General features: G+C 43.8%; 17 protein-coding genes and 2 pseudogenes. 13 read left to right on the top strand and 6 right to left on the bottom strand.

Annotated features, from left to right (window positions below):
- Positions 1-225: 225 nt before the first annotated feature.
- The 7 genes from RIM23_RS17200 (at position 226) to RIM23_RS17170 (ending at position 12108) form a co-directional block, all read left to right on the top strand.
- Positions 226-819 (top strand): hypothetical protein, encoded by a 594-nt coding sequence (locus RIM23_RS17200; protein WP_446368399.1) that lies wholly within the window; start codon positions 226-228, stop codon positions 817-819.
- A 264-nt stretch (positions 820-1083) separates the two neighbouring features.
- Positions 1084-1851 (top strand): YebC/PmpR family DNA-binding transcriptional regulator, encoded by a 768-nt coding sequence (locus tag RIM23_RS17195; protein ID WP_446368398.1) that lies wholly within the window; start codon positions 1084-1086, stop codon positions 1849-1851.
- Positions 1852-2112: 261 nt separating this feature from the next.
- Entirely contained in the window at positions 2113-4353 is a 2241-nt protein-coding gene (locus RIM23_RS17190; RefSeq protein WP_446368397.1) for a TOMM precursor leader peptide-binding protein, read from the top strand.
- 140 nt (positions 4354-4493) lie between these two features.
- Entirely contained in the window at positions 4494-5930 is a 1437-nt protein-coding gene (locus tag RIM23_RS17185) for a SagB family peptide dehydrogenase (RefSeq protein ID WP_446368396.1), read from the top strand.
- Positions 5931-6216: 286 nt separating this feature from the next.
- Complete coding sequence (locus RIM23_RS17180; protein WP_446368395.1) at positions 6217-6570, top strand: hypothetical protein; 354 nt, start codon at positions 6217-6219, stop codon at positions 6568-6570.
- Positions 6571-6934: 364 nt separating this feature from the next.
- Positions 6935-10849 carry a two-component regulator propeller domain-containing protein gene (locus RIM23_RS17175; protein ID WP_446368394.1) on the top strand — a complete coding sequence of 1305 codons (3915 nt, stop codon included), beginning with the start codon at positions 6935-6937 and terminating at the stop codon, positions 10847-10849.
- A gap of 431 nt (positions 10850-11280) precedes the next feature.
- Positions 11281-12108 (top strand): carbonic anhydrase, encoded by an 828-nt coding sequence (locus RIM23_RS17170; RefSeq protein ID WP_446368393.1) that lies wholly within the window; start codon positions 11281-11283, stop codon positions 12106-12108.
- A gap of 84 nt (positions 12109-12192) precedes the next feature.
- Here RIM23_RS17170 and RIM23_RS17165 read toward each other — a convergent pair whose 3' ends face one another.
- Positions 12193-13287, bottom strand: coding sequence for a DJ-1/PfpI/YhbO family deglycase/protease (locus RIM23_RS17165; protein WP_446368392.1), 1095 nt, complete (start codon positions 13285-13287; stop codon positions 12193-12195).
- A gap of 356 nt (positions 13288-13643) precedes the next feature.
- Here RIM23_RS17165 and RIM23_RS17160 point away from each other — a divergent pair, with 356 nt between their 5' ends.
- Entirely contained in the window at positions 13644-13979 is a 336-nt protein-coding gene (locus RIM23_RS17160) for a DUF6335 family protein (protein ID WP_446368391.1), read from the top strand.
- Positions 13980-14088: 109 nt separating this feature from the next.
- Here RIM23_RS17160 and pyk read toward each other — a convergent pair whose 3' ends face one another.
- Entirely contained in the window at positions 14089-15516 is a 1428-nt protein-coding gene (gene pyk, locus RIM23_RS17155; protein WP_446368390.1) for a pyruvate kinase, read from the bottom strand.
- Between the two features lie 89 nt (positions 15517-15605).
- Positions 15606-16937, bottom strand: coding sequence for a M16 family metallopeptidase (locus tag RIM23_RS17150; RefSeq protein WP_446368389.1), 1332 nt, complete (start codon positions 16935-16937; stop codon positions 15606-15608).
- A gap of 81 nt (positions 16938-17018) precedes the next feature.
- Here RIM23_RS17150 and RIM23_RS17145 point away from each other — a divergent pair, with 81 nt between their 5' ends.
- Both RIM23_RS17145 and RIM23_RS17140 read left to right on the top strand, forming a co-directional pair.
- Positions 17019-17186 carry a hypothetical protein gene (locus RIM23_RS17145; RefSeq protein WP_446368388.1) on the top strand — a complete coding sequence of 56 codons (168 nt, stop codon included), beginning with the start codon at positions 17019-17021 and terminating at the stop codon, positions 17184-17186.
- 858 nt (positions 17187-18044) lie between these two features.
- Positions 18045-19883 carry an ATP-binding protein gene (locus RIM23_RS17140; protein ID WP_446368387.1) on the top strand — a complete coding sequence of 613 codons (1839 nt, stop codon included), beginning with the start codon at positions 18045-18047 and terminating at the stop codon, positions 19881-19883.
- A gap of 38 nt (positions 19884-19921) precedes the next feature.
- Here RIM23_RS17140 and RIM23_RS17135 read toward each other — a convergent pair.
- Both RIM23_RS17135 and RIM23_RS17130 read right to left on the bottom strand, forming a co-directional pair.
- Positions 19922-21370 (bottom strand): annotated as a pseudogene (locus RIM23_RS17135) (peptidoglycan-binding protein); the annotation flags it as partial.
- Positions 21371-21472: 102 nt separating this feature from the next.
- Positions 21473-21997 (bottom strand): annotated as a pseudogene (locus RIM23_RS17130) (peptidoglycan-binding domain-containing protein); the annotation flags it as partial.
- A 660-nt stretch (positions 21998-22657) separates the two neighbouring features.
- On the opposite strand from RIM23_RS17130, the gene RIM23_RS17125 reads away from it, so the two are divergent.
- From RIM23_RS17125 to RIM23_RS17115, 3 genes are all read left to right on the top strand, one after another.
- Positions 22658-23200 (top strand): ATP-binding protein, encoded by a 543-nt coding sequence (locus RIM23_RS17125; protein ID WP_446368386.1) that lies wholly within the window; start codon positions 22658-22660, stop codon positions 23198-23200.
- Between the two features lie 345 nt (positions 23201-23545).
- On the top strand, positions 23546-24013 hold the full coding sequence (locus RIM23_RS17120) for a phosphate-starvation-inducible PsiE family protein (RefSeq protein ID WP_446368385.1): 468 nt from the start codon (positions 23546-23548) through the stop codon (positions 24011-24013).
- A gap of 180 nt (positions 24014-24193) precedes the next feature.
- Positions 24194-24646: a nitrate reductase associated protein gene (locus RIM23_RS17115; RefSeq protein WP_446368384.1), complete on the top strand. Its 453-nt coding sequence runs from the start codon at positions 24194-24196 to the stop codon at positions 24644-24646.
- A 44-nt stretch (positions 24647-24690) separates the two neighbouring features.
- Here RIM23_RS17115 and RIM23_RS17110 read toward each other — a convergent pair whose 3' ends face one another.
- Complete coding sequence (locus RIM23_RS17110; protein ID WP_446368383.1) at positions 24691-26604, bottom strand: PAS domain-containing sensor histidine kinase; 1914 nt, start codon at positions 26602-26604, stop codon at positions 24691-24693.
- Between the last annotated feature and the right edge of the window lie 298 nt (positions 26605-26902).

Here is a 26902-nt window from a genome sequence, read left to right as displayed (position 1 = left end):
TAGCCCTAGTTGGTAGTCAGGGCTTTAGCCCTAGTTGGTAGTCAGGGCTTTAGCCCTAGTTGGTAGTCAGGGCTTTAGCCCTAGTTGGTAGTCAGGGCTTTAGCCCTAGTTGGTAGTCAGGGCTTTAGCCCTAGTTCGTAGTCAGGGCTTTAGCCCTAGATTCTGTTGGGTTTCCTAAGGTCAACCCAACCTACAACTATTCCACTATTTTGGTATAGTCATTTTATGACCACAGACTTAACTGATCCGACACTTGATCAAGCGATCGCGTCTTTAACCACGCCTTCTACCAAACCCCCTGCACCAGAGGCTGTGGTTGAGATGCTGTTAACCGCAGAAAAGACAGCAAAACAGACGAAAGCACGCCATAGCTACTCTCAGTTGCTGGGGACATGGCGATTGGGATTTATCACCGGAACCAAACGCTCTCGTCAACGTGCTGGTGTTGTTTTGGGTGCGGGACGGTTTTTGCCGAAATGGGTGAAGATTCAGTTATCCTACTTCTCCTCAAAAGCCAATCCAGAGCAAGGAACTGTCGCCAATTCGGTGGAACTTGGCTCTGTGCAACTGGTTGTCACCGGACCCACTCAGTTTTTTTCCAATACAAATATCCTCGCTTTTGATTTTACCCGCATGAAAGTGTCTTTATTTGGTTTAAGGTTATATGAAGGATATATTCGTGGTGGTCAAGAGCGAGAGGCTTCTTTTTATGATAAACCTTTAAAAGATAAGGCATTTTTTACCTATTTTCTCGTCGAAAACTGTGCGATCGCGGCGAGAGGGCGCGGTGGTGGGTTAGCACTGTGGACAGCATTGTAGAGGGGGGTTTTACCGATTTAGGGTCTGCTGAATAAGTCTGGTGGAGGGAGCAGGGGGAGCAATGTAGAGACGCGCCATGGCGCGTCTGGGAGCAGGGGGAGCAGGGGAAGCCATAGTACATTTTCCCGGATAGCGGTGCAAGGGTATAAAAGGGTTCTAATTTTCCGTTTGTTTTGGCTTTCACTAGCGTGAATGACCAATGACAAATGACCAATGACCAAGCTACCCTAGGGAAGCGGGATTTGACTGATTTGGTTTTCAGTTATGGCAGGACATAGTAAATGGGCAAATATTAAGCGCCAGAAGGCGAGAGTGGATGCGGTGAAGGGAAAAACCTTTGCCAAACTCTCACGAGAAATCATTGTAGCTGCCCGTAGCGGCGTTCCTGACCCGAATGGGAATTTCCGCTTACGCACCGCGATTGAGAAGGCAAAGGCGGCGGGTATTCCTAATGATAATATTGACCGGGCGATCGCGAAAGGGTCAGGTCAATTTGATAGTGGTAGCGACAACCTGGAAGAGATTCGCTATGAGGGCTATGGTCCGGGAGGTGTGGCGATTCTAATTGAAGCCCTTACCGATAATCGTAACCGCACGGCAGCAGATTTGCGATCAGCATTTACTAAAAATGGCGGGAATCTAGGGGAAACGGGTTGTGTTAGTTGGATGTTTGAACAAAAAGGGGTGGTGACGGTGGCGGGTGAGGTGTCCGAGGATCAGCTATTGGAAGCCTCACTGACTGGTGGCGCCCAAACCTATGAGTGGATAGAAGACGACGAGGAACCGGGGGTGGAAGTTGTTACCGAGGTAACCAATCTAGAACACTTGAATCAAACCTTACAGGATCAAGGCTTTACCGTGCGCGATGCTGAGTTACGCTGGATACCGGGAAATAGCGTCGAAATTACTGATCCAGATGTGGCGCGATCGCTCCTAAAATTAATGGATGCCCTCGATGAGTTGGATGATGTGCAAAACGTCACCGCTAATTTTGAAATGGCAGATGATTTGGTGTCGTTGACGATGGCGTGAGACGAGGGGAGCAACCATGACACAGGCACTCTTACACCCCAAAACCCAACGGTTTGTACATTTATAGCGCTTCGCGCTGGTATATTTACAAATTCAGAAATGGATGCTTGATCAGGTGAAATTTAGAACATTTGTACTGTAACTACGCGAGAGCGAACTGCTATAAATAAAATCGTAGGGTGGGTTAGGCGGTATTTAATCGAGATAATAACGATTTCAGTAGATATCCGCCGTAACCCACCACTCACTTGAACCAGTACCATGATCAATCAACCCATAGTTAAACCCTATTTTCATAGTGAAATTCTCGATTCCACCGTATTTTTAATCTCAGAACAGGAATCCTTTGCCCTCAGCGGACAGCTTTACACCCAATTAGTCCCCTTACTCACCGGACAACCCGTTGACGATATTATTGAACAACTCCAAGACACCGCCTCAGCAGCGGAAATTTACTATGCCCTCATGTTAATGGAACAAAAGGGGTATATTGTCGAAGCCCAGGATCACATCTCATCCGAAATCGCCGCTTTTCTGGCAACCTTACCCGTTAATCCAATCTCAGCATGGCATCGCTTACAAACCACAACCGTATCGGTGCAATCCTTGGCAACCTGTTCCATTCAAGACATCAAAATCCACTTGGAATCCCTTTCCCTAAACCTGGGGAAAGAAGGTAATTTAACCCTGGTTGTTACCGATGACTATTTGCGTCCCGAACTCGCCGACATTAACCGCAACGCTTGGCAAAACCAACAGCCTTGGCTATTAATCAAACCCATCGGGACAACGATTTGGCTAGGACCTCTATTTATACCTGGAAAAACTGGATGTTGGCACTGTTTAAGGCAACGGTTACGCACCAATCGACCGGTGGAAACTTATATCCAAAAACAAAACCAAAAGGCATCAATTTTTCCCATCGCGAAAGCCCTCCTCCCCTCCACCTGGCAAACCGGATTAAATCTCGCGGCGACGGAACTAATTAAATGGATTGTCCAAGGCGAAAATACCCAAGTTACTGGACAGATTATTACCGTCGATACCCTATCCCTGAAAACAGAAACTCATACCTTAGTTCAGCGTCCTCAATGTCCCTGCTGTGGCAATCCCCAACGGTTTAACCAAACCCCATCTCCTATCTATCTCACCAACCAGACGAAAACCTTTACCAAGGATGGCGGACACCGTTCTGTCTCACCGGAAGCCACGCTGAAAAAATACCAGTATCATGTGAGTCCGATTACGGGTGTCGTGCATACATTACATCGGAAAAAACTGACAGACAATGGTGTGATTCACAGTTATTATGCGGGACATAACTTTGCCATGATGTTTGAACCCCTCTACTTTTTGCAGCAAACCGTGCGCGGGAAAAGTGGCGGAAAAGGGAAAACCGATAGTCAGGCAAAAGCGAGTGCGTTGTGTGAAGCGATTGAACGCTATTGTGGCATATTTCAAGGGGATGAGATTCGCCAAAAGGGATGTTATCAGGAGTTAGGGGATCAGGCGATTCATCCGAATTACTGTATGCTTTATAGTGAAGCGCAGTATGAGAATCGTCAGCAGATAAATGAAAAATCGACGCCAAGTCAACAGGTTCCTGAACCATTTGATCCACAACAGGAATTAGACTGGACGCCTGTTTGGTCATTAACTCATCAACGGTTTAAATATATTCCCACGGCTTATTGTTATTACGGCTATCCCAGAGAACAAAATCTCTACTGTTGGGCAAATTCTAATGGCGCGGCGGCGGGTAATACCATAGAAGAGGCAATTTTGCAAGGGTTTATGGAGTTAGTAGAACGGGATGGGGTGGCGTTGTGGTGGTATAATCGGGTGCAGCGTCCAGGGGTCGATTTAGCGAGTTTTGATGACCCGTATTTAGAGGAGGTGGTTGAGTATTATCGTTCGATTCATCGGGAGATGTGGGTTATTGATATGACGACGGATTTGAATGTGCCGACGTTTACGGCGATTTCTCGACGAGTTAATCGGGAAGTTGAAGATATTGTCTTCGGCTTCGGCGCTCATTTTGACCCGAAAATCGCTTTATTACGCGCGATAACGGAGATGAATCAGGTGCTTCCGGCTGTGTTATCGGTGGCGGATGATGGGACAACAGAGTATCGTTTTAATGATCCGGTGGCGTTAGACTGGTGGCAAAGGGCGACGATTGCAAATCAGCCCTATCTGGTGCCTAATTCTAGGGTGAAAATGAAGGGTTATGATGATTATTCCCGGATGGGAAGCGAGGATTTGGCGGAAGATGTCAGGAGTTGTGTCAATATAGCTGGAAAGCAGGGCTGGGAGGTGTTAGTTTTGGATCAGACTCGTCCGGATATTAGATTGCCAGTGGTTAAGGTGATTGTGCCGGGATTGCGTCATTTTTGGCGGCGATTGGCGTTTGGACGGTTGTATGATGTTCCGGTAAAATTGGGCTGGTTGTCTAAACCGTTGCTGGAATCTCAGCTTAATCCGATTCCTATGTTTTTGTGATTGTAGGGGGCATAGATGTGCGTTCAATAATGGGCAATGGGTGATAAAATGAATTGATTAAGCTTTTGTGGTGGGGGATAGGAAAGTTTAACCGGCGAAGACAGCGCAACTACAAGCGCAACTACGAACCTAGGTGGAATATGTCACTTCCTTTTATCCTGTCTTTTCGTAAGGATATTACTGTAACTGAAGAGTCGCGCGATCGCATGGTGATTCAGTCAACCCGTGTTAAGGGCAATCTCCCTCAGTATACCCTGAATCTGGAGCAGGTATCACCAGGATTATTCAGTGCGATAAATAGTTTATCGACAGCTGGGGGAACAGAGGAGAATCTTAGTGATAGTGTTCTCCAAACAGATGGGTTTGAGAGACTGCCAACGTTTTATTATTATCTGAATCAGTTTATTCAGTTAGGGTGGATTTGTCATACGGTGGCTGGGGATGGGGTATCAATCGCTACGCGAGTTCCGATTTATCCGTTTAAACGGTTTCAGGTTCAATCGGCGACAGTTGAACAAAAATATACGCTCTCGCGTTTTGCTTATTGCCATAAACAGGACAATCAGTTAATCATAGAATCTCCTTTATCCCACACCAAAGTTATTCTAGCCGATTGGCGCGGCGCCGCACTGGTTTCTGAATTGGCGCAACCGAGAACCGGAGAGGAATTGTGTCAAACGATACCTGGATTGACGCCAGAAATGGTACAATTATTTTTAAGTTTACTCCGGAGTAGCCAAATGCTGGGTGTCGTGCCGAATAATGGCAAGATTGAGGAGGATGAGAGTCATTCGTTAATATCCTGGGAGTTTCACGATTTGCTGTTTCACGCCAGAAGTCGCAAGGGGAGACATAGCAATGATTCTGGGAAAACGTTCCGCTTCCTAGACAAGATTCCCCAGCCTCCGATGATTCAACCTCAGATGTCGGATGAGATTATTGAGTTGTATCAGCCGGATATCGAGAAACTTAAGGCGGAGGATTATTCCTTCACTTGGGTACTGGAGGAGAGGAAATCGATTAGGAGTTATGGCGATAAGCCGATAACCTTGAAGCAACTGGGAGAATTTATGTATCGCTGTACTCGGAATAAGCGAATCACGGCGAAGGATTATGGGGAATGCACCCACAGACCTTATGCCAATAGTGGAGGTCGATATGAGTTAGAATTGTATGCGATCGCGAATACCTGTGATAATCTAGACTCTGGAGTTTATCATTATCGTCCCGAAGCTCATCAGCTTTGTAGATTGACGGGCAGGAATGAGAATGTGGAGGCGCTGTTAGAAGATGCCTATTTTGCGAATGGTAGATTCTGTATGCCGCAAGTTCTATTTGTCTTTGCCCCAAGGTTTCAGCGAGCAAGCTGGGTTTATGAATCCATTGCTTATGCTAATATGCTCAAGGATGTGGGTTCATTACAGCAGACCATGTATCTGGTTGCAACAGCGATGAATCTTGCCCCTTGTGCGATCGGTGGTGGTAATTCCGATTTATTTGCGGCGACGGTGGGAACGGACTATTATCGGGAAACTTCAGTCGGAGAGTTTATTCTGGGTAGCCTATCTGTAGATTAGCCGAATGATCCAATCTAGACTAATTTAATTTATAAGACGCTCTTACATAGATAAAATAAGCATTGTATATTAATATAACTATAACTTGGCGTAGCGGATTTAAGGGAAATAAGTGTCCCTAGGACATCGGTCAAGAAACCGGGTTTCTTTGGGTGAAAGGTTGATATTGCGTTGTCATCCTCACGAGAAACCCGGTTTCTAGGAATACTTAACTAACAGCCTTTCGCGCTGCGTTGACTATCATTACTTCCCTTGACTAGATTCTTTGAAGAATAGGAGAAAAACCATGTCAGTTTTGGTAAAGAATAATCCAGCAACTCAAAAGATTTTGTCCAAGATTATCGCCCAGACATGGGTAGATGAAGAGTTTAAATCGCAATTTCTCTCGAATCCAAATCCTGTCTTAGAAGAGAACGGGTTAACGATTCCCAGTGGTGTAGAGTTTCAAGTGGTGAACAACACCTTAATGGGAACAATGACTAACAAAGTTCCTGTTCAGGACGGTAATGTAGTTTGTGAAATTCCTCTTCCCTCCAAGCCAATGGGACTGAAAGACCAACCGATACAGTCTTGGACTAACGATCAAAACTCTAATTATCCTGTCGCCGACTGTGATGGGGGAGAATCCTTTTGCTATTGATGTGATATCCTTCGTTTAAATAAGGCTCTTCTATTAACACCCTTATTTCAGTGTCTATATGTAGGAACAGTTCCTACATATAGGTAAAGTTTTCTATTGATAAAATTAGCGTTGTTGACCATAGTAATATCATGTCCGGTCAAGCACCACTGAATAAAAACGCCTGAAACCCTTGTTTTGATAGCATTGTAATTATGCATGAGCGTCAGTACATGATATCACAATTTTTTTATACCACAAGATAACTTAAAAATCTTATATATATATGGGCTTGATTGTAGTCTTATCTTTGCCCCTACTATATTTTAGAATGTTTGGGAAAACCATGAAATTGTTGAAAAAGATTATTATCAGCCTAATTTTTATGATTTTAATAATATTGAGTTTACCAATAAAGGTGTATGCTCAAGACTATCAAATTAAATTCGATCATATTAAAGTTAACGATGGATTATCTCAAAGTGGTGTTGCACCTATTCTCCAGGACAGCCAAGGATTTATGTGGTTTGGTACGCAAGATGGACTAAACAAATATAATGGATATACTTTTAAAATATACAAACACCAAGAAGAAGATTCCCTATCATTATCAGATAATTTTATATTATCCATCTATGAAGATAAGGAAGGTATCATCTGGGTGGGGACCGAAAGTGGGGGACTGAACAAATTTGACCGTAAAACTGAGCAGTTTACTCATTATACTTATGATTCGGGAAATCAACATAGCATAGGAAATAACAAGGTTTTATCCATCTACGAAGATAAGGATGAAAAACTTTGGGTTGGTACGGATGGCGGTGGACTCAATGAGTTTAATCGGGAAACCGAGCAATTTACTCGTTACACGCACAACCTCGATGATCCCAATAGTTTAAGTAATGATACTGTATTATCAATCTATGAAGACAAGGATGGAACACTATGGGTTGGTACGAATGGCGGCGGACTCAATGAGTTCAATCGAGAAACTGAGAAATTTACTCGTTACATACACAACCCTGATGATCCCAATAGTTTAAGTAATAATATTATATTATCAATTTATGAAGACCACTCTGACAGGCTGTGGATTGGTACGAATGGTGGTGGACTCAATCACTTTAATCGCGACACTAGACAATTTATCAATTTTAGACACGAATCAGATAACCCAAACAGTTTAAGTGATAATACTGTAAATTCAATTGTTGAAGACCGATTAGGTAATCTTTGGCTAGCAACCAGTAGCTGGTATGGGAATTACTATGGTTCAGCACTCAATAAGTTTAATCCTGAAACTAAGCAATTTACTCATTATACTCAAGCTTTAGCTGGTCAAAATAGCTTAAGTGATAATATAGTTGGTTATATATTTAAAGATAAGTCAGGAATTATATGGATTGGAACTGGTTTTAGTGGAGTTAATAAGTTAGACACAAAACACAAAAAATTTACTGGCTACAAATATGAGGCTAATAACTATTACAGCTTGAGTGATAATCATGTTATGTCAATTTATGAAGACTCCTCTGGTTTAATCTGGATTGGCACTAATAGTGGTGGACTCAATAAATTTAACCATCAAACTGGAAAATTTACGCATTACACTCATGACTCCAACAATCCCAATAGTTTGAGTAGCGACAATGTTTGGTCAATCTACGAAGATAGCAACGGTGCGCTTTGGGTTGGCGCGTTTGGGGGTGGACTCAATAAATTTAACCGCCAAACTGGAGAATTTACCCATTACATTCATGAACCTAATAATCCCAATAGCTTGAATCATAATACAATCTCATCAATCTATGAAGGCAGAGAAGGTACATTTTGGATTGGGACTTTTGGTGGCGGAATTGATCAATTTAATCGCCAAACCGAGGAATTTAGTCACTACCTGCATAATCCAGATGACCCAAATAGCTTGAGTGATAATTCGGTTGTATCAATTTATGAAGATAGTTCAGGTACACTCTGGATTACCACGTTCAACGGTGGACTCAACAAATTTGACCGCGAGACAGAAAAATTTACCCGCTACACCCACGAAACTAATAACCCCAATAGCCTAAGCTATGACCGAGTATTGTCAATCAATGAATACCCAGCCGGAACACTCTGGTTAGGCACCTACGGCGGCGGACTTAATAAATTCGATATCGCCACCGAAACCTTTACCCATTACACCGAAAATGACGGTTTACCCAGCAATTCTGTTGTCGGTATCCTTGCAGACGATAATGGAAATCTCTGGCTAAGTACAGGTAATGGCTTATCCAAATTTAACCCCGAAGCGGAAACCTTTAGAAACTACGATGTCGGTGATGGACTTCAGGGAAACGAGTTCGATGGCGTGAAAGCCTACGCCAAAACCAAAGATGGTGCGATGTTATTTGGCGGACTCAATGGCTTCAACTTATTTTATCCCGACCAAGTTAAAGACAATCCTCATATTCCCCCCATTGTGATCACCGATTTTCGAATCTTTGATCAAACCGTCAAACTAAACCCCGCCATCTCCGTTGCCAAGGACATTAAATTATCCTACAAAGACAACTTCTTTAGCTTTGAATTTGCCGCCCTTGACTATACCAATCCAAAAAAAAACCAATACGCCTACAAACTCGAAGGATTTGATCAAGATTGGATTTACTCCGGAACTCGACGCTACGCCAGTTATACAAACCTCGACCCCGGAACGTATACCTTTCGAGTTAAAGGGTCGAATAACGATGGAGTTTGGAACGAAGAAGGCACATCTGTGGCGATTACGATTACCCCGCCACCCTGGAAAACAGGTTGGGCTTATACCCTTTATGGAATTGCCGTATTCGGCGCTATTTATGGCTATGTCCAATGGAAAACTCTAGCCCAAGCTAGAGAAAATGCCCTGCTACGTGCCAGTGAGAAAAAGCTGAATCAAATATTAGAAGCCCTTCCCATCGGCGTCGCCGTTATTAACCAATTGTTTGAGAATATTTATGTGAATAAATTAGGTTGGCAATTCCTGGGAAAAGAACTCGCTCCCAAGGCGACAGGGAAAAACTATTCCGAGATTTATCAATTTTATATTGCTGGAACAGATAAGTTATATCCCTCAGAAAAACTACCCATAGTTCGCGCTTTGCAGGGAGAAACAGCAAGAGTTGATGATTTTGAAGTTCGCAACAATGATAAAAGGAATTTGTGGGAGATATTAGCTACCCCTATTTATGATGAAAAAGGCAATATTATTTATAGTATAGCCGCTTTTCAAGATATTACCCATCGCAAACAGCTAGAAGCCGAACGCCAGCAGTTTATTGAAGCCCTACAACAAACGAATGAACAACTGCAAGTTATTTTAAATACTGTACCCGGTTGTGTGGCTTGGATTAGTGCAGACGGGCGATACCTTGGCGTTAATCAGCATGCAGTGGATAATTGGGGCTTGTCTCCCAGCGATTTTATTGGTCAAAAAATTGGCTTTCGCAACAAGAGTTCGGAGTATATTCATTTTATACACCAGTTCTTGGCAAGTTCAGAACTTACCGCCTCTCAGGTGGTTGATTTCAAAATAAAGGATTCGATTCGCAATTATTTGATTATCGCGCAAAAGTACCAACAAGGTAAAGCGGCGGTTTTAGTTGGTATTGATATCACAGAACAAAAGCAAGCTGAAGCTGAACTGCAAACATCTCTGCGGGAAAAAATAGTTCTGCTACAGGAAGTTCACCATCGGGTCAAAAACAACTTACAAATTATTTCAAGTCTCCTGGATCTTCAATCCCAGAGGTTAACTGATCCCCAAGTGTTGGATGTTTTCCAACAGAGTGAGAATCGGGTTAAGTCTATGGCGCTGGTTCATAACCAGTTGTATCAATCTACCTCTCTAGAAAAGATTGACTTTGCCGATTATGTCGAAACCTTAGCCTCCTATCTATTCCAGTCTTATGGCGTGAATCGAAGCTTAATTAACTTAATTAAATTGCAGATTGACGTTGAACCGATTTCTCTCAACCTAGACACAGCAATTCCCTGTGGCTTACTGCTGAATGAGTTACTGTCCAATGCCTTAAAATATGCCTTCCCTGAATCCCGTCCAGGTGTGATTACCATTAAACTGACATCCGAGTGCGATCGCAGACTGACTCTCACGGTTCAAGATAACGGAATTGGCTTACCTGAAGGGTTTGAGCCGGAGAATCCCAAGACATTGGGATTTCAGTTAATCCAGGCTTTAAGCGAACAGTTGGAGGGAGAATTGGATATCACGCAAGATCAAGGAACCCAATTCACAATTCGGTTTTTTGATCTATGAATCATTCCTAGTGGCGGTTCCCTACCCTTGTCAAGGGGAGGGTTATAACGGGGGTAGCGTTCCCCGGATTTGGTATGACAAGGCTAAGCGCGATCGCTTCCCCGATACCTGTTCGGGCCCCTGTCACGATGGCGACTTTTCCTTCTAGGAGTCTACTCACGATCTAAACCTCTTCCCATGACTATTTCTACTCTGTTCTTGTTTTCAAATCATCTCAAATCAATTTTTTATACATCTATCTTTAGGATGATTTTAGCTGGGGATATTTGGAAAATTGGCGATAGTCTAGCAAAGGTTCTTAATTAATGATGCTCAATCTTTTGATAACCAATACTGATAAATCAAGTTCTATCTATTGATAGATTTTTCGCCAAAGGTATAGTAAGCTAATATATGTAAAGATTTGTAAACCACTCACTCATATAAGAAAAATGGATCGGCGTAAACTACTCAAGTACTTGTCAATCGGTGTAGCTGGAACCTCCTTAACCGCTGCTGTACAGTCTCTCGTATCAGCATCTGGTGGGGGAGGTGCTGCATGGGGTTATACCGGATCACTTGGACCGAGTAATTGGGGAAGTCTTGATCCAGCTTATGCGGTTTGTGGAACGGGAACACGACAATCTCCAATCGCTCTAACCAATCCCATTGGGGTCGATTTTGAAGACGACTTTACCATTAACTACAACTCGTTTTCCCCAACTATTCGGGATACTGGTAAGACTATCCAAGTTGACTGTCCTCCCGGCAGTACTCTGACCTTGGATGGTAAAACATTTAATTTAATCCAATTTCACTTTCACGCTCCCAGTGAACATACAATAGATAACCAAGTTACGGAGATGGAAGTTCACCTAGTTCATCAACGTACAGATGCAAATGGAAACGTAGAACTAGCGGTTATTGGCAGGCTCATGGAAGTGGGTAGTTCTGGTACTAACTCTGAGATGGCAAAGATTTTGAACAACCTACCCGCCTCAGGTGGAACAACATCACCATCAGTAACCATCAATCCTAAAAAGTTTCTTCCTCAGGATGGTTTGATAGGCAGTCTCCTGCCCCTCCTGGCCACCCCGCCCAAATATTATCGGTATTCTGGTTCTCTCACCACACCCCCTTGCTCAGAAATTGTGAATTGGCTTGTATATAAAGATACGATGAGAATTACATCAGGACAATTCGCCAACTTTACAAACCTATATTCCAATAATTCCAGACCTGTGCAAGAAAGGAACGGTCGGCTCGTACTCAAGGATTAATTAAATCCACCTTTACAGACAAGGGAGACGAGAAAGAATGTTGCGGGTTAGCAGATATTGCTAACCCAAACAAACTACTAATTCTTAACCCCCAACCGCCGCCATGGTAGTGGGTTCAGCAGGTGTAGCCTCTTGTTCTCCGAGGCGATTGTGATAAAGTTGGGCTAAACGCTGTTCGTATTCTGCCAACTCCTTTTCAATCTGAGTAAACAGGACTGTTGACGTGGGATCTGTGAATTGTTTCCGCAGATTATAAGCATCGACAACACCCGTTTGAATGTCACCCAAGGCATGGCGTAAAATTGATAAACTGTCGCTTGGTTGCAGCCAATTTTGTAAGGTGGCGTAGGCGTCTGTCGCCACTTCCGGAATAGATTCAAATGCCTGAAAATCTCTCAAACGATTTTCCAGCATAATAATATGATGCTGCTTATTTTCGATGATTTCTTGCAGTAGCGATCGCAACTCGACATCAGCCACTTTTTGGGTATAATATTCAAAGGCTTTTCGCCCATATCGTTCCCCAGCTAAAGCCGTATTCAATCCATTAACAATGTCGCTTTTGCTACTACCCCCCCAAGCTTCTGCCAATTGCCACCATTGAGCTGTCGTATCCTTTTCATCGGGTAACGCTTGATCCGGAATACCTAAACCCAATCGGGTGAGAATTGCTGTGGTAAATATTGCCAAGTCACCGGGTTGACGAGAGGTAATCAGATTACCATCCACCACTAAAGGTTCATCCACATAATTAGCACCGGCATTCGTCATATCCTTGCGAATGGAGAGAAATCCGGTAGCATTTTTGCCCTGAAGTAAATCCCCTTCAATTAATACTTGGGGACCATGGCACACCGCCGCGACGAGCTTATTCAACTCCATGGCTCCTTGCACAAATTGTACGGCATTAGGGTTATTTCGCATCGTATCCGGCGCCATCCCTCCGGGGATAACTACGGCGTCGAAACTTTCTGGACGTGCTTCGGTTACTGTACCATCAGGTTTAATCGAAACCTTCCCTTGTTTTCCCTGATAGGTTTCATTCATGCGCGAACCCAGAACCACAACCTGTGCCCCCGCTTGTTGCAGCGCTTGATAAGGGATTTGAAACTCAGAATCTTCAAAATTATGATCAATCAGAATGGCAACTTTTTTGGATCTATTATCGGTTATCATCATCAGAATTGTTAACGAGTTGATCGGGTAAAATATTGGAATTGTATTCTTTCAGCCACGAATAATACGACGGGCTAAACAGGTATTATGGATAAGTATTTTCAGCTTATAAACGGCTCCGGAAAAAGTCATCTCTCAAAAGAAAGAAATAGGGTTCGCTCTGGGGTAATAAACCGATTTACCGGCGAAACGCTAAGCTGTTGGGTGGGAGTAGTAACCTACTGCCGTAGTACAGCTAAAATTGTGGAATAGGTTGGGTTCGTAGTAGGGGCTAAAGCCCCTGATTTTATGTATGGGTTTTCTGGTTGTAAGGCGAATCTACCAAATTAGCTGTGCCACACCACTACAAGGAGATATAGATGGAACCTAAAAACATAAACCAATCCCAGTCCAACCCGATATCATCAGACGAAAGTCAGGTTGAAGAATCGAGAAACCGTATGGCAAGTGGCGAACCCACCACTACTGATATAGATGCTAACCTCTACCAAGCAAAAGTAAGCGGTGAGGAAGCCGTTGGCGGCTTAACTCCCACACCGGAGCAAAATGTGACCCAGGAGATAGAGCGAGTAGTTGGTGTAGCAGGCGCTCAAAAAGAACCGGTGCAAGTCACCAATAAGCTAGAACGGCGGGATGAGCAGCGTTGGGAATTAGATCCGAAGTCCTCTGAAGATTATCAAGAACACGGACTCTAGAATTTTGGTTGGCGTAATAGCAATTAGCGGCAGATAAGAAGTCAAAAGTTACCAGCCATAATTTTGAGTATTGAAGCCTACACTGAGCTGGCGCTACGGTGTTGGTAATTCAGGCGCTAATCGTATGAATGTTGAGCAAGTTCGTTCCGCCTGGGATTTTTGTCGGAATCCCAGCGATAATCAAAATTTTGTCTCCCGCTACCACTAAATTCCGTTTTAATAACTGAGTTTGGGCTTGATTAACTAACTCTTCAAAAGACTCAACTTCTTGCTCGATTAACAGGGGTTTAACCCCCCAAACTAAATTCAAGTTGTGGTAAACTTCTAAATTAGGAGTTAGAGCAATAACAGGCACTCCTGGACGCTCGGCGGCGGCTAGTTTGGCGGTGTGTCCTGTACTGGTGAAAGCCGCAATACAGCGCAAATCCATAATCTTATCAATCGTGTTGAGCGCTTCACTCAGGGCATTGGCTTCACTGGTTGCGGCTGGGGGATAATTGACAAATTTAATTTCCGGTTCCACATCCGTGGCAATACGGGCTAGCATTGTCACGGCTTTAAGTGGATATTTACCCACGGCTGACTCCCCGGAAAGCATAACCGCATCGGTGCCATCGATAATTGCATTAGCCACATCACTGGCTTCAGCACGAGTTGGACGGGGATTATTAATCATACTGTCGAGCATTTGGGTGGCTGTGATTACCGGAATCCCCTTTTGGTTACAAATCCGAATAATTTTCTTTTGCAGAAACGGGACTTTTTCCGGACTCATTTCTACACCCAAATCTCCCCGTGCTACCATGATACCGTCACTTTCATTAATAATGGCTTCTAAGTTCGCGATCGCTTGAGGTTTTTCGATTTTGGCAATCACGGGTATAGAGGAGGCATTGTGCTGCAGGAGAAATCCTTTGAGAGTACGGATATCTTCTGCAGAACGAACAAAGCTTAAGGACACCCAGTCTACCCCTTGAGCAATGCCAAATTCCAAATCTTGTCGGTCTTTGTCTGTCATAGAGGGTAAGCGATTTAGGCTCAATCCGGGCAGGTTAACACCTTTACGGCTTTTGAGTACACCCCCTTCGACGACTTGACACTTAACAGTATTGCCCTCAATTTCCTCAACCCGAAGCTCTAAGAGTCCATCATCCAGCAGAATCTGCACTCCGGGTTCCGCTTCTTGAGCCAAGTGGGGATAGTCGATAGAAACCGTTTTCGCTTGATGATTGAATTCCGAAATGGGAACTAAGGAAATCAATTCTCCTTGAACCAGATCAAGTCGTGCATCGGGCAGTTTACCGACTCGAATTTTTGGTCCTTGTAGGTCTTGGAGTAAAGTAATCGGTGTATCTAATTCCTCTTCAATAGAGCGTAGCAAAGAAATCGTGTGAGCATGGTCATCGTAGCTACCATGGGAGAAGTTCAACCGTGCCACATTCATTCCCACTTGCACCATTTGCTTGAGGATGTCTGGTGAATTACTTGCAGGACCAATGGTAGCAACGATTTTAGTGCGATTGCTTAGAGGTTTCATTATCAATTATCCCTAAATTGTGGTATGGGCACGGCATTGCCGTGCCCTATTATCTTATTTATCTCGTCCCGTTATCTCTTCCCGTCTATTTACGCTGGTTTCATCGTCACAATACCATAAGCATCCGTTGCCAGATAATCCTGGGCAGCATGTTGAATCTCGTGGGCATTGACGGCTTGAATGCGAGCCGGATAATTTAATGCTGGGGTTAAATCACCCAATTGGGAGTGATAATAACCATATAGACTGGTGCGATCGCTCGGTTTCTCATTACTAAAGGTAAAGCGATTCGCCACCTGGGTACGAATTCGGGCAATGTCCACCGCCGCGACACATTCTGTTTGTAACCGACGAATATGTTCCTCAATCGCCGCTTCCACAATTTCTAAGTTCTCTGTGGGAAGCTGGGCGGAAATATAAAATATTCCCTGTAGCTGCTGAGTCATATTACTCACCCCAATATGAGTCACCAGTTTACGGTCTTCGCGCAAATCTCGCACTAACCGCGACATCCGCCCCTGTCCTAAGATAGCGGCTAAAACATCTAACGGATAGGTACTCTCCAACTGTTTTAATCCCGGTACTCGCCAAACCATGACCAATCGCGCCTGCTGTAATGTCGAGTCTACATACTCTTGGCGCACAATGTCGGTAAACGGCGCTTCTGGCTTATAGGTAAGACGGGATGATTGGGGATTGGGTGAAGCATTCGCGTTGGGATTTTGACCGACAACCGATAAATCTGGGCGCATAAGCTTCGCCCCTACGTGGGCAAATCCCTGCACTACTGTGTCAATCAACTCCTCCACGGGTAAATTGCCCACCGCTACGGCTGTCATCGTTTTGGGCTGATACCAGGTGCTGTGAAAGTCTCGCATCTGCTGAGCGGTTAAGGATTCAATCACAGAAGTCGGTCCAAGTACCGGGCGACGGTAGGGGAGGTAGTCAAAGCTGGTTTCTAACGCCCGCCGAAAGGTGCGGCGACGGGGACTATCTTCCGAACGCCGAATTTCTTCTAACACTACTAACCGTTCCCGTTCAAAGGCGTCATCGGGAATCAGAGGATTTAACACCACATCCAGTTGCAAGGGCGCGAGTTGAGCAAAATCTTTTGGTGCTGTGGTGATGTAGTAATGGGTGTAATCATGACTCGTTGCTGCATTGGTCACCGCACCACGTTCTTCAATCAGCCGCTCAAACTCGCCACTGTTTAGGCGTGGTGTTCCCTTAAAAACCATGTGTTCGAGAAAATGCGCCATACCGTTAATCGGGTCAGATTCAACGGCGGAACCCACATTCACCCAGACATTCAGGTTAACCGCATCGACAGGCATCTGTTCTGCCACAATGGTTAGACCATTCGGTAATGTCTCAAGGGTTGGGGCATTTAGAGGTGGAGTTTTGAGCAGAGTTGAGGTCATTCGTTACTCGCTTGCTTTGCAGTTGTGCCATGTTTCTCTATCTTAATGGGTTTGTCAGATTCCCCCGGCATATCCTAGGGAATGCCAGAGGATGCGATTGAAATCGCTGCTACACTGGCCCTTTCGTCCGCCTGCGCGGACTGGGTTATAACGGGGGTGGCTAACCCGGATTTGGTATTAATTATTATCGCTGTTTCCGTCAATGCAGAAAACAGCAGTTGGCGTTTATTCAGGGGAATTTACGGTTAAATTTGATGGCAATTCGTGATAAATTTAGGCTTATTGGGTATTCTTCCCTAGGATATTGGAATTACTCTAAGCCAGTCGCTATATAGGTTTTATGGGTATGCTTTTGATTGTGCGATCGCGCTAATCAACTCTTTGCTCTTTTATTCCTCAATTTTTATCTATTTTTAATAACTATACTGCTTACCTCAATCGCTTTTTATATCTCTTTTATTTCATTTTTTCAAGGCAAGATGCTACCCCTACCACTAATTTACCTAATTAGGATGATCCAAATCACCGGAGTAATGTGCTACTTATTCCTTCCTTCCTTCCTTCACCCCCACAAAGAGTGGGTGTCGATGCTTACTTCCAGTCCTATCCGGAAGTTTTCAATATTTCTTAACCCATTGACTATTTTGCTGAAATATCTTTATATTACTTTAAGATTCCCTCAGCCCTCGACAGCCCTGTCATTGTCTCTCTAACTCCTACTGTCAGTCCACTCCCTCCATTGATAGCTCTTGAACAGAATCGCTTTTTACCACTGCCCTCTCCAATCTTTACCAGAACTTTATTTGTTTGGGTAATTTTAAATGAAAACTTGTTAAAAAATTCATCATTTTCTTCCTACAATTAATAGATAGAGGCTGTAATAAGTTAATGAACCAGGATAAGAAGCTACTAACTAAACTTATATCTACCAATTGTCACCATACTTAACTCCTATCGTCAACAATGACACCAACGGCTTAATTCAAGTCTTTCTCTAAAATCATGAATCATTTTTCCTTAAAAAATCAAAATCTATCTCACTTCTTGGCTTATCTTATGCTTTTTTCCCATTCCCGATATCCCCCAGTATCCCAAAACAAGGTTTTAATGAGTCAGCAAAACCCATTAAATCTAAACCAGCGTTTATCAAAGATTGTCCCTTTAACCTGGATCAAAGAAGGCATTCGCAACCTCAGCATATCTCAGAAAATTGGTTACGGCTACGCCTTAGCGATCGGCATATCCACTCTGGGAACAACAGGAGGATTAATTCTAGGTAATTATTACCAAGAACAAGCCCAACAACAAGAACGGGTTGCCGATCAGCAGCACCATCTCCTCAGCAACCTGGAAAATGCCACCTTTGCTGTGCGATCGCATCCCCAAGCACTATTGGCTGCATCGGTTAACCCTAGCCAGGTTGACGCCCAAAAGACTCAGTATTTAGCCGATGTGGAGCGGATGAAACGCCTACTCTTTTCGTTAGATACGTTCATCCAAGCATATCCCCATGACTTGGACATTAATACGGCTGAATTACATCATCTTGTTAAGGAGTATGAAGCGAATATAGACGCCTACAATCAGGTGATTGAATCACTCTGGCAGATCAGTGAATCGGAGAACCTGAAGTCAGAGGACGTTTCTGTCATTCAACAAGAACTATTAAAGGCACTCCATCACCCCTCTACCAGTCAAGTGATGGCTCAATTCGATCACCTATCCCACCATGTAGAGGATGCCAAAACTAAAGCTGAAACGCAACAGTCTCAGGCAGATCAAAAACTGGCACAAGCAGAAGCCCTACGCCTGCAAATCATCGTTATTAGTTCACTGTTATCAGTCGGTATCGCCGTACTCTTAGCCACTATTACTAGCCGTGCGATCGCGTATCCTATCGAAACAGTAACTCAAGTGGCTAGTGCGATCGTCAAAGAATCCAATCTAGAGATTCGCACTCCCGTTACCACCAACGATGAAGTCGGTTCATTAGCCACATCCCTAAATCAGCTTGTCCAGTGGGTAGATGACTCAACTCAAGAACTGCAACTAGCGCGTCAAACCTTAGAACAGCGCGTCGAGGAACGGACGCAAGAATTGACCCAAGCGCTTAAAGAACTCCAACAAACCCAAGCCCAACTGATTCAACGGGAAAAAATGTCCAGTTTAGGACAAATGGTAGCCGGGATTGCCCATGAAATTAATAATCCAATTAACTTTATCTACGGTAATCTAGATTATGCTAAGCGATCAATTAATGACTTACTGAACCTACTAGAACTTTATCGGCAAGAATATCCTCAGCCTAATGCAGCGATTCAAGAACAAAGCGAAGCGATGGATTTAGATTTTCTCATCGCCGATATGCCGAAAATGCTGTCGTCCTTAAAAATGGGGGCTGAACGAATCCAGGAAGTTGTCTTATCATTGCGGAACTTCTGTCGTCTGGATGAAGCACAGTTGAAACAGGCAGATATTCATGACGGACTAGAGAACACCCTCTTGCTTGTCGGTCATCGTATCCAGCCAAATATTAACATCGTCAAAAAGTACAGTCAATTACCGCGAATTGATTGTTATCCGGCTCAACTCAATCAAGTTTTTATCAATATTATCAGCAATGCCATTGACGCCTTAGAAGACATTCAAGGCAAAGCCATCCCGACAATCGTCATTCGTAGCGAAACCATCAATAATCGTTGGATTCGCGTAGCAATTTGGAACAACGGTGAAGCGATTCCAGGAGAAATTAAAGACCGGATATTCGATCCCTTTTTCACCACCAAGTCTGTTGGCAAAGGGACAGGGATGGGATTAGCAATTTGTTACCAGATTGTGAAAAAGCACCAGGGTAAAATTGAAGTCACCTCTGAACCAGGGAAAGGAACTGAATTTGTGATTATGCTACCCATTCAAACAGAACAAGAGATGGCGATATCTGCTTAAATGTTCAACACATATACCTCACCTTGTCCATGTTTATTCTAATCCTGAAATACCATAATCGCACCTGAATAACAAGCCACCCAAACCTGATTTGTTTCTGGATCATAAGTAATGCCAATAGGGTTAGCATTGGTATTCACCGTTTGCTGAATTGACATGTCGCTGGTGCGAACCTTACTCATCGTATTCGAGTGGTAATTCACCACATACATAAATTGACCATCATCGGATATATCCATACTGCGTGGTGCATTCCCGGTGGCAACTTTGCGTAAAACTTTACCTGTAGCTAAATCAATTTTAGCCACCGTTCCTTCCCCATTTAAGGTGGCGTAGAGATACTGATCGGCTGGATCAATGCTTAAATGACGCGGCGAATTACCAATGTTTTTGATCCAGTCGAGGGAGAAATCGTTGAGATCGACAACAGCAATATCATAAGACCCCATCACAGCCACATACGCTTTTTGAGACGCCCTATCAACAACAATTCCCCGGGGATATCGACCCAATTTAATCCGCCGAACTTCCTGATTTTGCTGAGTATCGACAACGCTTAAATCCCAACTACACCAATTACTGACGAGAACCAACCGATTATCGGGGCTAGTGGCGACAAATTTAGGCACAGATCCGACTTCAATCACTTGGTCAATTTCTAAATTATCAGTATTGATGCGATACAAAAAACTATTGTCTGTTTTTTGGGAAGGATCACATTTATCAGTTCCTGGCTTATTAAACCCTGAACCATACATTTGGTAGTTAGACACCCAAGCATATTGCCCATTATCAGAAAATGCCGCTTCAACGGGAGAGCCTTTATAGGTTCCATTCCCCTTTGAATGCCCGTATTTCTGCAAATTCACGGCATCGGCAATGGTTTTGACTAAGTTATATTGGCGGTCGTAAACCGTAATTGTATGGCTGTACATCATGTTCTGGGCAAAAAATAACCCCCGACCTGAATGTACAATGGATTTGGGGGAAATTTTGCCAGCAATGGTGTGTTTAAGCGTCATCTGGCTGGACTGACGTTGCTCATTGTCCTTTTTTTTTTCGCTGTCTTCGTTAATAATTGATTCCTGATTAAAGGGACTATTATCGGAATTTCCTGTCGGTGTAGAGAACGAATCAAGATTCGAGGGACTCGTGTCGTAATTTTCTTCCGGTTCGATGAATGAGTCTTGATTAAAGGGACTATCGTCAGAGTTTTCCTCTGGTGTAGAGAACGAGTCTTGATTCAACTCTGATGTCGGAGACTCAATCGGGGATGGTGTTACCGCAGGAGATGGCAATTCTAATGCGGCTTTGGTGCTAGAACCCACCATACCATCTACGTTTAATCCTTTGACTTTCTGAAATTGAATCACGGCTGTCTCAGTTAAGCTGCCATAATAACCTGTGAGCGGTCCATCGTAATACCCCTGTTCTTTTAAGGTTCTCTGTAGCGCTGTCACGTCTGAATTGCGACTCCCTCGCTTGAGGACTAAACCAGGATTAGCGAATCCAATTCGATCCTCTGTAACCTCAGTAGATGGGGGAGTTTGTGAGGAGGATGAAACCGGCTTCGATTCGAGTGCAGCACGGGTTTGAGAACCGGCAATACCATCGACGGTTAATCCGTGGGCTTTTTGCAGTTGAATCACGGCGTCTTGGGTGGTTGAGCCGTAGTAGCCGGTAATCGGTCCACTAAAGTAGCCAGCCACTTGTAAATTTCGCTGTAGAGAGGTGACTTGAGGATTGCGATCGCCTCGCTGGAGGATAAAATTGGGTCGGGCGGATACTAGGGGTTTATCGGGTTCTAGTGTGGCTGAATCCAACTCTAGGGGTGTTGGTGTTTGGGAATCAATACTCGAATTAGTCGGTGCGGCTGAGTCGGACTTTAATGTGGCGGTGGTATTCGCCCCCACGATACCATCGGGGTTGAGTCCATTGGCTTTTTGAAATTGGATGACGGCGGCTTCGGTTAAGGGTCCATAGTAACCCGTAATCGGTCCTGTAAAGTAACCCTCTGCTTGCAGGGTTTTCTGAAGATTGGTCACCTCAGCCCCACTCGTTCCTTTCCGCAGCGCTAAAACGGGACTGGCTAGGCTGACAATGAACAGCGCCATAGTCAGGAAGATAAAGGGAATCCAAGCCGCACTCAAGCCCTTTTTCGAGTCGAGTTCGGGGATGAATAAGCTTGAACTGGCGGGGGATGGGGGTTCGGAGGTTGCCAATGCTTCATCAGTGACCGCCAAATGAAGGGAGGCAGAATTTTCCATTGTTCTCTATTGTTTAGCGCATTCTTCGCTATCCTATACCAGGAACTTTGACAAGGGCTACCCCCTAGAGCGTCAGTCGAGTAACTTTAAATTACTGGGCGCGATCGCATTGATCATTTAGAATATATTAAGGTTATTACTCTAACTTTCACCTAGAGGCTACTCCTGCATCATACCAACCGCCTCCAAACACCTCTAAACAAGACAGACAGAGGCGGCAAGGGAAATTTTAGTGGTCTGTTACTTCTACCCTCTTGTCCTGAGTCTAAAAGCTAGTCTGGACAATAAGTTCAGTCATCGATGCGACTGAAACACTAACAAGAGAGAAAATGAGCGAACTTGATGCCATTAACCTTATTAATGTGATTCAAGTTACATTAGTGGTGTGCAGCTAATTACCCAGACCAACGGAAATTATCACGTTACTGTCAATCTATCTATCACAATGCACTACCTACAAATCCTGGATACTAAAAAATAGTTTCTTTCCATGAGGGGACTTTTCTTATGCCAAATACCATAGAGCAACTCCCTGAAGGCGGAATGGGCATAAAAATCATTTCCCAGATCGCCGACGATATCAGGTATACCCGCACCCTAGACAATAAAAATTGTTTGTTTATCAGCAAAGTCTATGAACAAGAACCTGTTAAAATATTACCGAAATGCCACCAGAAAAATCTGTTCGCCAGGTTACTTTGTTTTGGCAGGCGGCTGACGTTGATTCTGGGAAATTACTTGAGAAAAAAACGAATCAAGTCTCGTTATCGGAACCTCAAGCTTACTGTCAATAGCGACCTCAATGCCGTAGAGCAAATTTTAGATTGGTATGGGCAGCTCCAGCATTTACCCATTCCTCAACAAGTTTGGCAGTTAGGTCAAATTGCCCTAGTCGAGGCGTTTACCAATGTTGTTCGTCACGCCCACAAAGGCTTATCAAAATCGACTCCTGTTGAATTGGAAATCACGGTATCTAATCATCGTTTAGATATGAAAATTTGGGATTATGGACAACCCTTTGATTTAGATGCCAAGCTGAAAGAACTTTAGCTAAAAAATACTTTGCTCATGTAGAGTCCCCCAGATTTATTTTTGCCACGTTACTTCTGTGCTCAATTATGGGCTGTCGTCTACTAACTTGAAAATCGCTGTAATATCATGTCCTGAGGATTGCCCCTAATTGCAATGCTTTAATCACAAGGGTTGCAGTCGCTTTTATTCGGGGTGTTTGACCGGACATGATAGAAATTGGAAATGGGTAGTGAGCAAGATGCTAGCATAACAACGATGAGAGCAGTTGTTGACATTAAAGTTTAAATGTTGAACAGCTTAGAATCGTCTTGTACTACTCCATCAATGGTAGTATGGTTTTGGCAGGGTGACTCCTAGAGAAAAATGCAGCGATTAAAAAAATTACTCCTTCTCTTGAAAGATAGTTGTAGGGACAACTCATTTCTGATCGCCATTGAACAGGTTGAGGGCATTGTCTCCAAGATTTTGTCTCTGGTGATGATTGCCGTCATCTTGGTGGCAATGTTCGATTTGATTATCGTTCTCTCCAAACAACTGCTGGTTGAACCAGTGGGTTTCTTTAATGAAAGCTTGTTTGAAGTTTTTGGGCTATTTTTAAATGTTCTGATTGCGCTGGAAATTCTAGAAAATATTACTGCCTATCTCCGCAAGCACGTTGTTCAAGTTGAACTGGTTATCGTCACTTCCCTAATTGCCGTCGCCCGTAAAATTATCATTCTCAACCTCGAAAAAACAGGAGGTATCGAAATTATTGGTTTAGCTCTGGCTATTCTATCACTCTCCATTAGTTATTGGATTATTCGCCGCACCGCACCGAGAAACAATCATTAGTAAAACGGTTTTTATAGTTGAGGTAGTAGGGGTGATTAAGGACGGGTTTGGTGGATAGATTATCGGTTATCCCACCAGATAAATCTATTTTGACGTTTGACGTTTGACTGGGCGAAGCATTTGCGAGTAAAATTTAGCCGTAAAGCTGAACAATCTGGGCGCATAAGCTTCTCCCCTACTATGACTCACTTCTTCCAATTTGAAAAAGATTTCGTCGATTCCTTACGCTGCATCCCTATGCAGGTGCGAATGAAATTAGACACCTGTGGCGTTAAACTTAAATTAGCCCACTGGCATCAATTTACCCAGCAAGAACGTCAGACGTTAGTGGAAATGCCCGCAACTACAGCCCCCGAAAGCCAAGTCTATCGGCAGTACTTACAAGATTTGGTAACAAACTATACAGGTCAACCTGCTTCAGAACTTGCTATCGAACCTAATCCAGCTTGGATGGAAGCAACGACAATTCCATCCGATGTTCAAACTAAAGCCCAAGAATTTGATGTTTCCCTCACGCTTGAGGAGTGGAAAGCCCTAACTCCCGCCCAGCGCTTTGCCCTAATTAAACTGACGCGCCCTAGTCATGAAAACCGAAACTTTTTGCCTGCACTCAAAGAGTTTAAGATCATCTAAGTAGATCGTCATTTGTTTATTGTTTACTGTTCCTCATAATTCACTTACTTTAATGCTATGGAATTTAAGGAATCAGAAATTGAGGATTGAGATGATCGAATCTTTGAATCTACCGGATTTTGATAAAGATTTGAGCAACAATACTGCTGTAGATTAGGTTCAATGGGAATTTCTATGATAAACTCTGTTCCCTGACCCGGTGATGAAAAGCACTTGAGATGTCCGCCATGCTTTTCTACCACAATCTGATAACTGATAGACAAGCCTAATCCCGTACCCTTGCCAACGGGTTTGGTGGTAAAGAAAGGATCAAACAGTCGCTGCTTGACGCAATCAGGAATACCGACACCATTATCCGCAATCCGAATAGCAATCCAGTTTTCGTTAATCACCTGCGTACTAACCTGAATGGTGGGGGTTTTAGATGAAGTTCTCTCGTCCAATAGATCTTTTTCTAACCCTTCTTCTAAAGCATCGATCGCGTTACACAGAATATTCATGAACACTTGGTTCAATTGTCCCGCATAGCAGTCGATCAAGGGTAAGTCTCCATAGTTTTTGACCACAGTGATCGAGGTTCGCCCTGCTTTGACTTTGATGCGGCTTTGCAAAATCAACAGAGTATTATCAATCCCTTCATGAATATCCACCACGCTTTTCTCGGCGCGATCCAGATGGGAGAAATTCCGCAGCGATCGCACGATTTGATAGATCCGATCCGCCCCCACTTTCATCGAATGCAGTAACTTCGGCAGATCCGTGGTAATAAAATTGAAATCGATGATCTCGATATGCTCTTGAACTTTGGCTGAGGGTTTGGGAAAGGATTCTTGATAAAGCTCAACTAACTCTAATATATCCTGAAAGTATTGCTCAGCGTAATTCAGGTTACCATAGATAAAGTTCACTGGATTGTTAATTTCGTGAGCAACTCCCGCAACTAATTGCCCTAAACTCGACATTTTTTCCGAGTGAACGAGTTGGGCTTGAGTGTATTTGAGCTTTTGCAGGGCGTCTTGCAGTTGCTGAGTCTGTTGTTCCAACTGGGTTTGCGATCGCCGCCGTTGATGTTCGACTTGTTTACGTTCCTTAATTTCCCGTCTGAGTCGCTGATTAACTTGCACGAGTTCAGCGGTGCGTTCAGCCACTCGTCTTTCTAAGTCATCATGAGCATTTTGCAGCGCTTCTTGTGCCAGTTTGCGTTCAGTGATGTCCCGGACTACTTTAGTAAACCCGCGCAATTGCCCTTTTTTGTCATACAATGCTGTAATCACTGCATTTGCCCAAAATATCGATCCATCCTTGCGGACTCGGTAACTTTCGTCCTCAAACCGACCGTTTTCTGCCGCGATTTTTAGGGCTTGCTCTAGTTTACCTGCTTTAAAATCCTCCGGTAAATAAAACCGAGACACGGGTTCACCGAGAATCTCTTCTTCTTGATAACCATTAATCCGTTCAGCGCCCTGATTCCAACTGATGACCCGTCCCTCTGGGTCTAGCATATAAATGGCATAGTCTTTGACATTTTCTACTAGACAGCGGAAGCGTTCTTCACTATCACGTAATGCTTCCTTGGATTGCTTACATTCGGTTTGATCACGCACCACAGCGTAGATCAATTTGTTTTCGGGGTGGATTGAGACATTCCATAACAGCGATTTGTAAGATCCATTAGCACAACGACAGCGATTTTTCAAGGGGATCGGTGCAGTCGGATTTTGGGTTAGGGATTCTAGCTTCGCGATCGTTAACCGTTGATCATGGGGATGGATCAATTCCAGCCAAGGTTGTGCTAAAAGTTCCTGATGAGTAAAGCCTAATATTTCCTCCCATCGGGGATTAAGTTGCTTGAAATGACCATCTTCCCCCAACACGCACAGCATATCCAACGAGAGCGTGAAAAAAGGATCGGAAGCCTGACTGCCGGTGCTTGGGGTTGGCGGTAAAAAATTTAGCATTTTATAGCTGGGGCATTATTATGGGAACCCTTATCTCTATTTTTATTTTTTTGAGGAGATAAAGAGTTGTAGATGCGCTTCCCCCGGTTATCCGTTCGTCTCCTTAAGTTTAAGTTTAAGGGAGTTTAGACCTAACGCTTCGCTTTAATGATTAGAATTTCTAGTGGGTATGATTAGTTTTTTCTATAACTTAACCTGATCCGTTGGTCAAGGGCGCACGTTGCTTGTTAGTGTCCGCTTAACGGTTCGCGGGGCAGTAAGGGAAGCGATCGCGTTCGGCTTAATGGCAGCCTCGAAT

Origin of the sequence: Coleofasciculus sp. G3-WIS-01 (assembly GCF_040223135.1) — a bacterium.
Lineage (GTDB): Bacteria > Cyanobacteriota > Cyanobacteriia > Cyanobacteriales > Coleofasciculaceae > Coleofasciculus.
The sequence above is the reverse complement of the archived record's forward strand: the minus strand, read 5'-3'. Positions and strand labels throughout refer to the sequence as shown.

Bases quoted from the DNA above. Each gene is read 5' to 3' on its own strand.
- RIM23_RS17200 (WP_446368399.1), top strand. From the start codon at position 226: ATGACCACAGACTTAACTGATCCGACACTTGATCAAGCGATCGCGTCT.
- RIM23_RS17195 (WP_446368398.1), top strand. From the start codon at position 1,084: ATGGCAGGACATAGTAAATGGGCAAATATTAAGCGCCAGAAGGCGAGA.
- RIM23_RS17190 (WP_446368397.1), top strand. From the start codon at position 2,113: ATGATCAATCAACCCATAGTTAAACCCTATTTTCATAGTGAAATTCTC.
- RIM23_RS17185 (WP_446368396.1), top strand. From the start codon at position 4,494: ATGTCACTTCCTTTTATCCTGTCTTTTCGTAAGGATATTACTGTAACT.
- RIM23_RS17180 (WP_446368395.1), top strand. From the start codon at position 6,217: ATGTCAGTTTTGGTAAAGAATAATCCAGCAACTCAAAAGATTTTGTCC.
- RIM23_RS17175 (WP_446368394.1), top strand. From the start codon at position 6,935: ATGATTTTAATAATATTGAGTTTACCAATAAAGGTGTATGCTCAAGAC.
- RIM23_RS17170 (WP_446368393.1), top strand. From the start codon at position 11,281: ATGGATCGGCGTAAACTACTCAAGTACTTGTCAATCGGTGTAGCTGGA.
- RIM23_RS17165 (WP_446368392.1), bottom strand. From the start codon at position 13,287: ATGATGATAACCGATAATAGATCCAAAAAAGTTGCCATTCTGATTGAT.
- RIM23_RS17160 (WP_446368391.1), top strand. From the start codon at position 13,644: ATGGAACCTAAAAACATAAACCAATCCCAGTCCAACCCGATATCATCA.
- pyk (WP_446368390.1), bottom strand. From the start codon at position 15,516: ATGAAACCTCTAAGCAATCGCACTAAAATCGTTGCTACCATTGGTCCT.
- RIM23_RS17150 (WP_446368389.1), bottom strand. From the start codon at position 16,937: ATGACCTCAACTCTGCTCAAAACTCCACCTCTAAATGCCCCAACCCTT.
- RIM23_RS17145 (WP_446368388.1), top strand. From the start codon at position 17,019: ATGCCAGAGGATGCGATTGAAATCGCTGCTACACTGGCCCTTTCGTCC.
- RIM23_RS17140 (WP_446368387.1), top strand. From the start codon at position 18,045: ATGAGTCAGCAAAACCCATTAAATCTAAACCAGCGTTTATCAAAGATT.
- RIM23_RS17125 (WP_446368386.1), top strand. From the start codon at position 22,658: ATGCCAAATACCATAGAGCAACTCCCTGAAGGCGGAATGGGCATAAAA.
- RIM23_RS17120 (WP_446368385.1), top strand. From the start codon at position 23,546: ATGCAGCGATTAAAAAAATTACTCCTTCTCTTGAAAGATAGTTGTAGG.
- RIM23_RS17115 (WP_446368384.1), top strand. From the start codon at position 24,194: ATGACTCACTTCTTCCAATTTGAAAAAGATTTCGTCGATTCCTTACGC.
- RIM23_RS17110 (WP_446368383.1), bottom strand. From the start codon at position 26,604: ATGCTAAATTTTTTACCGCCAACCCCAAGCACCGGCAGTCAGGCTTCC.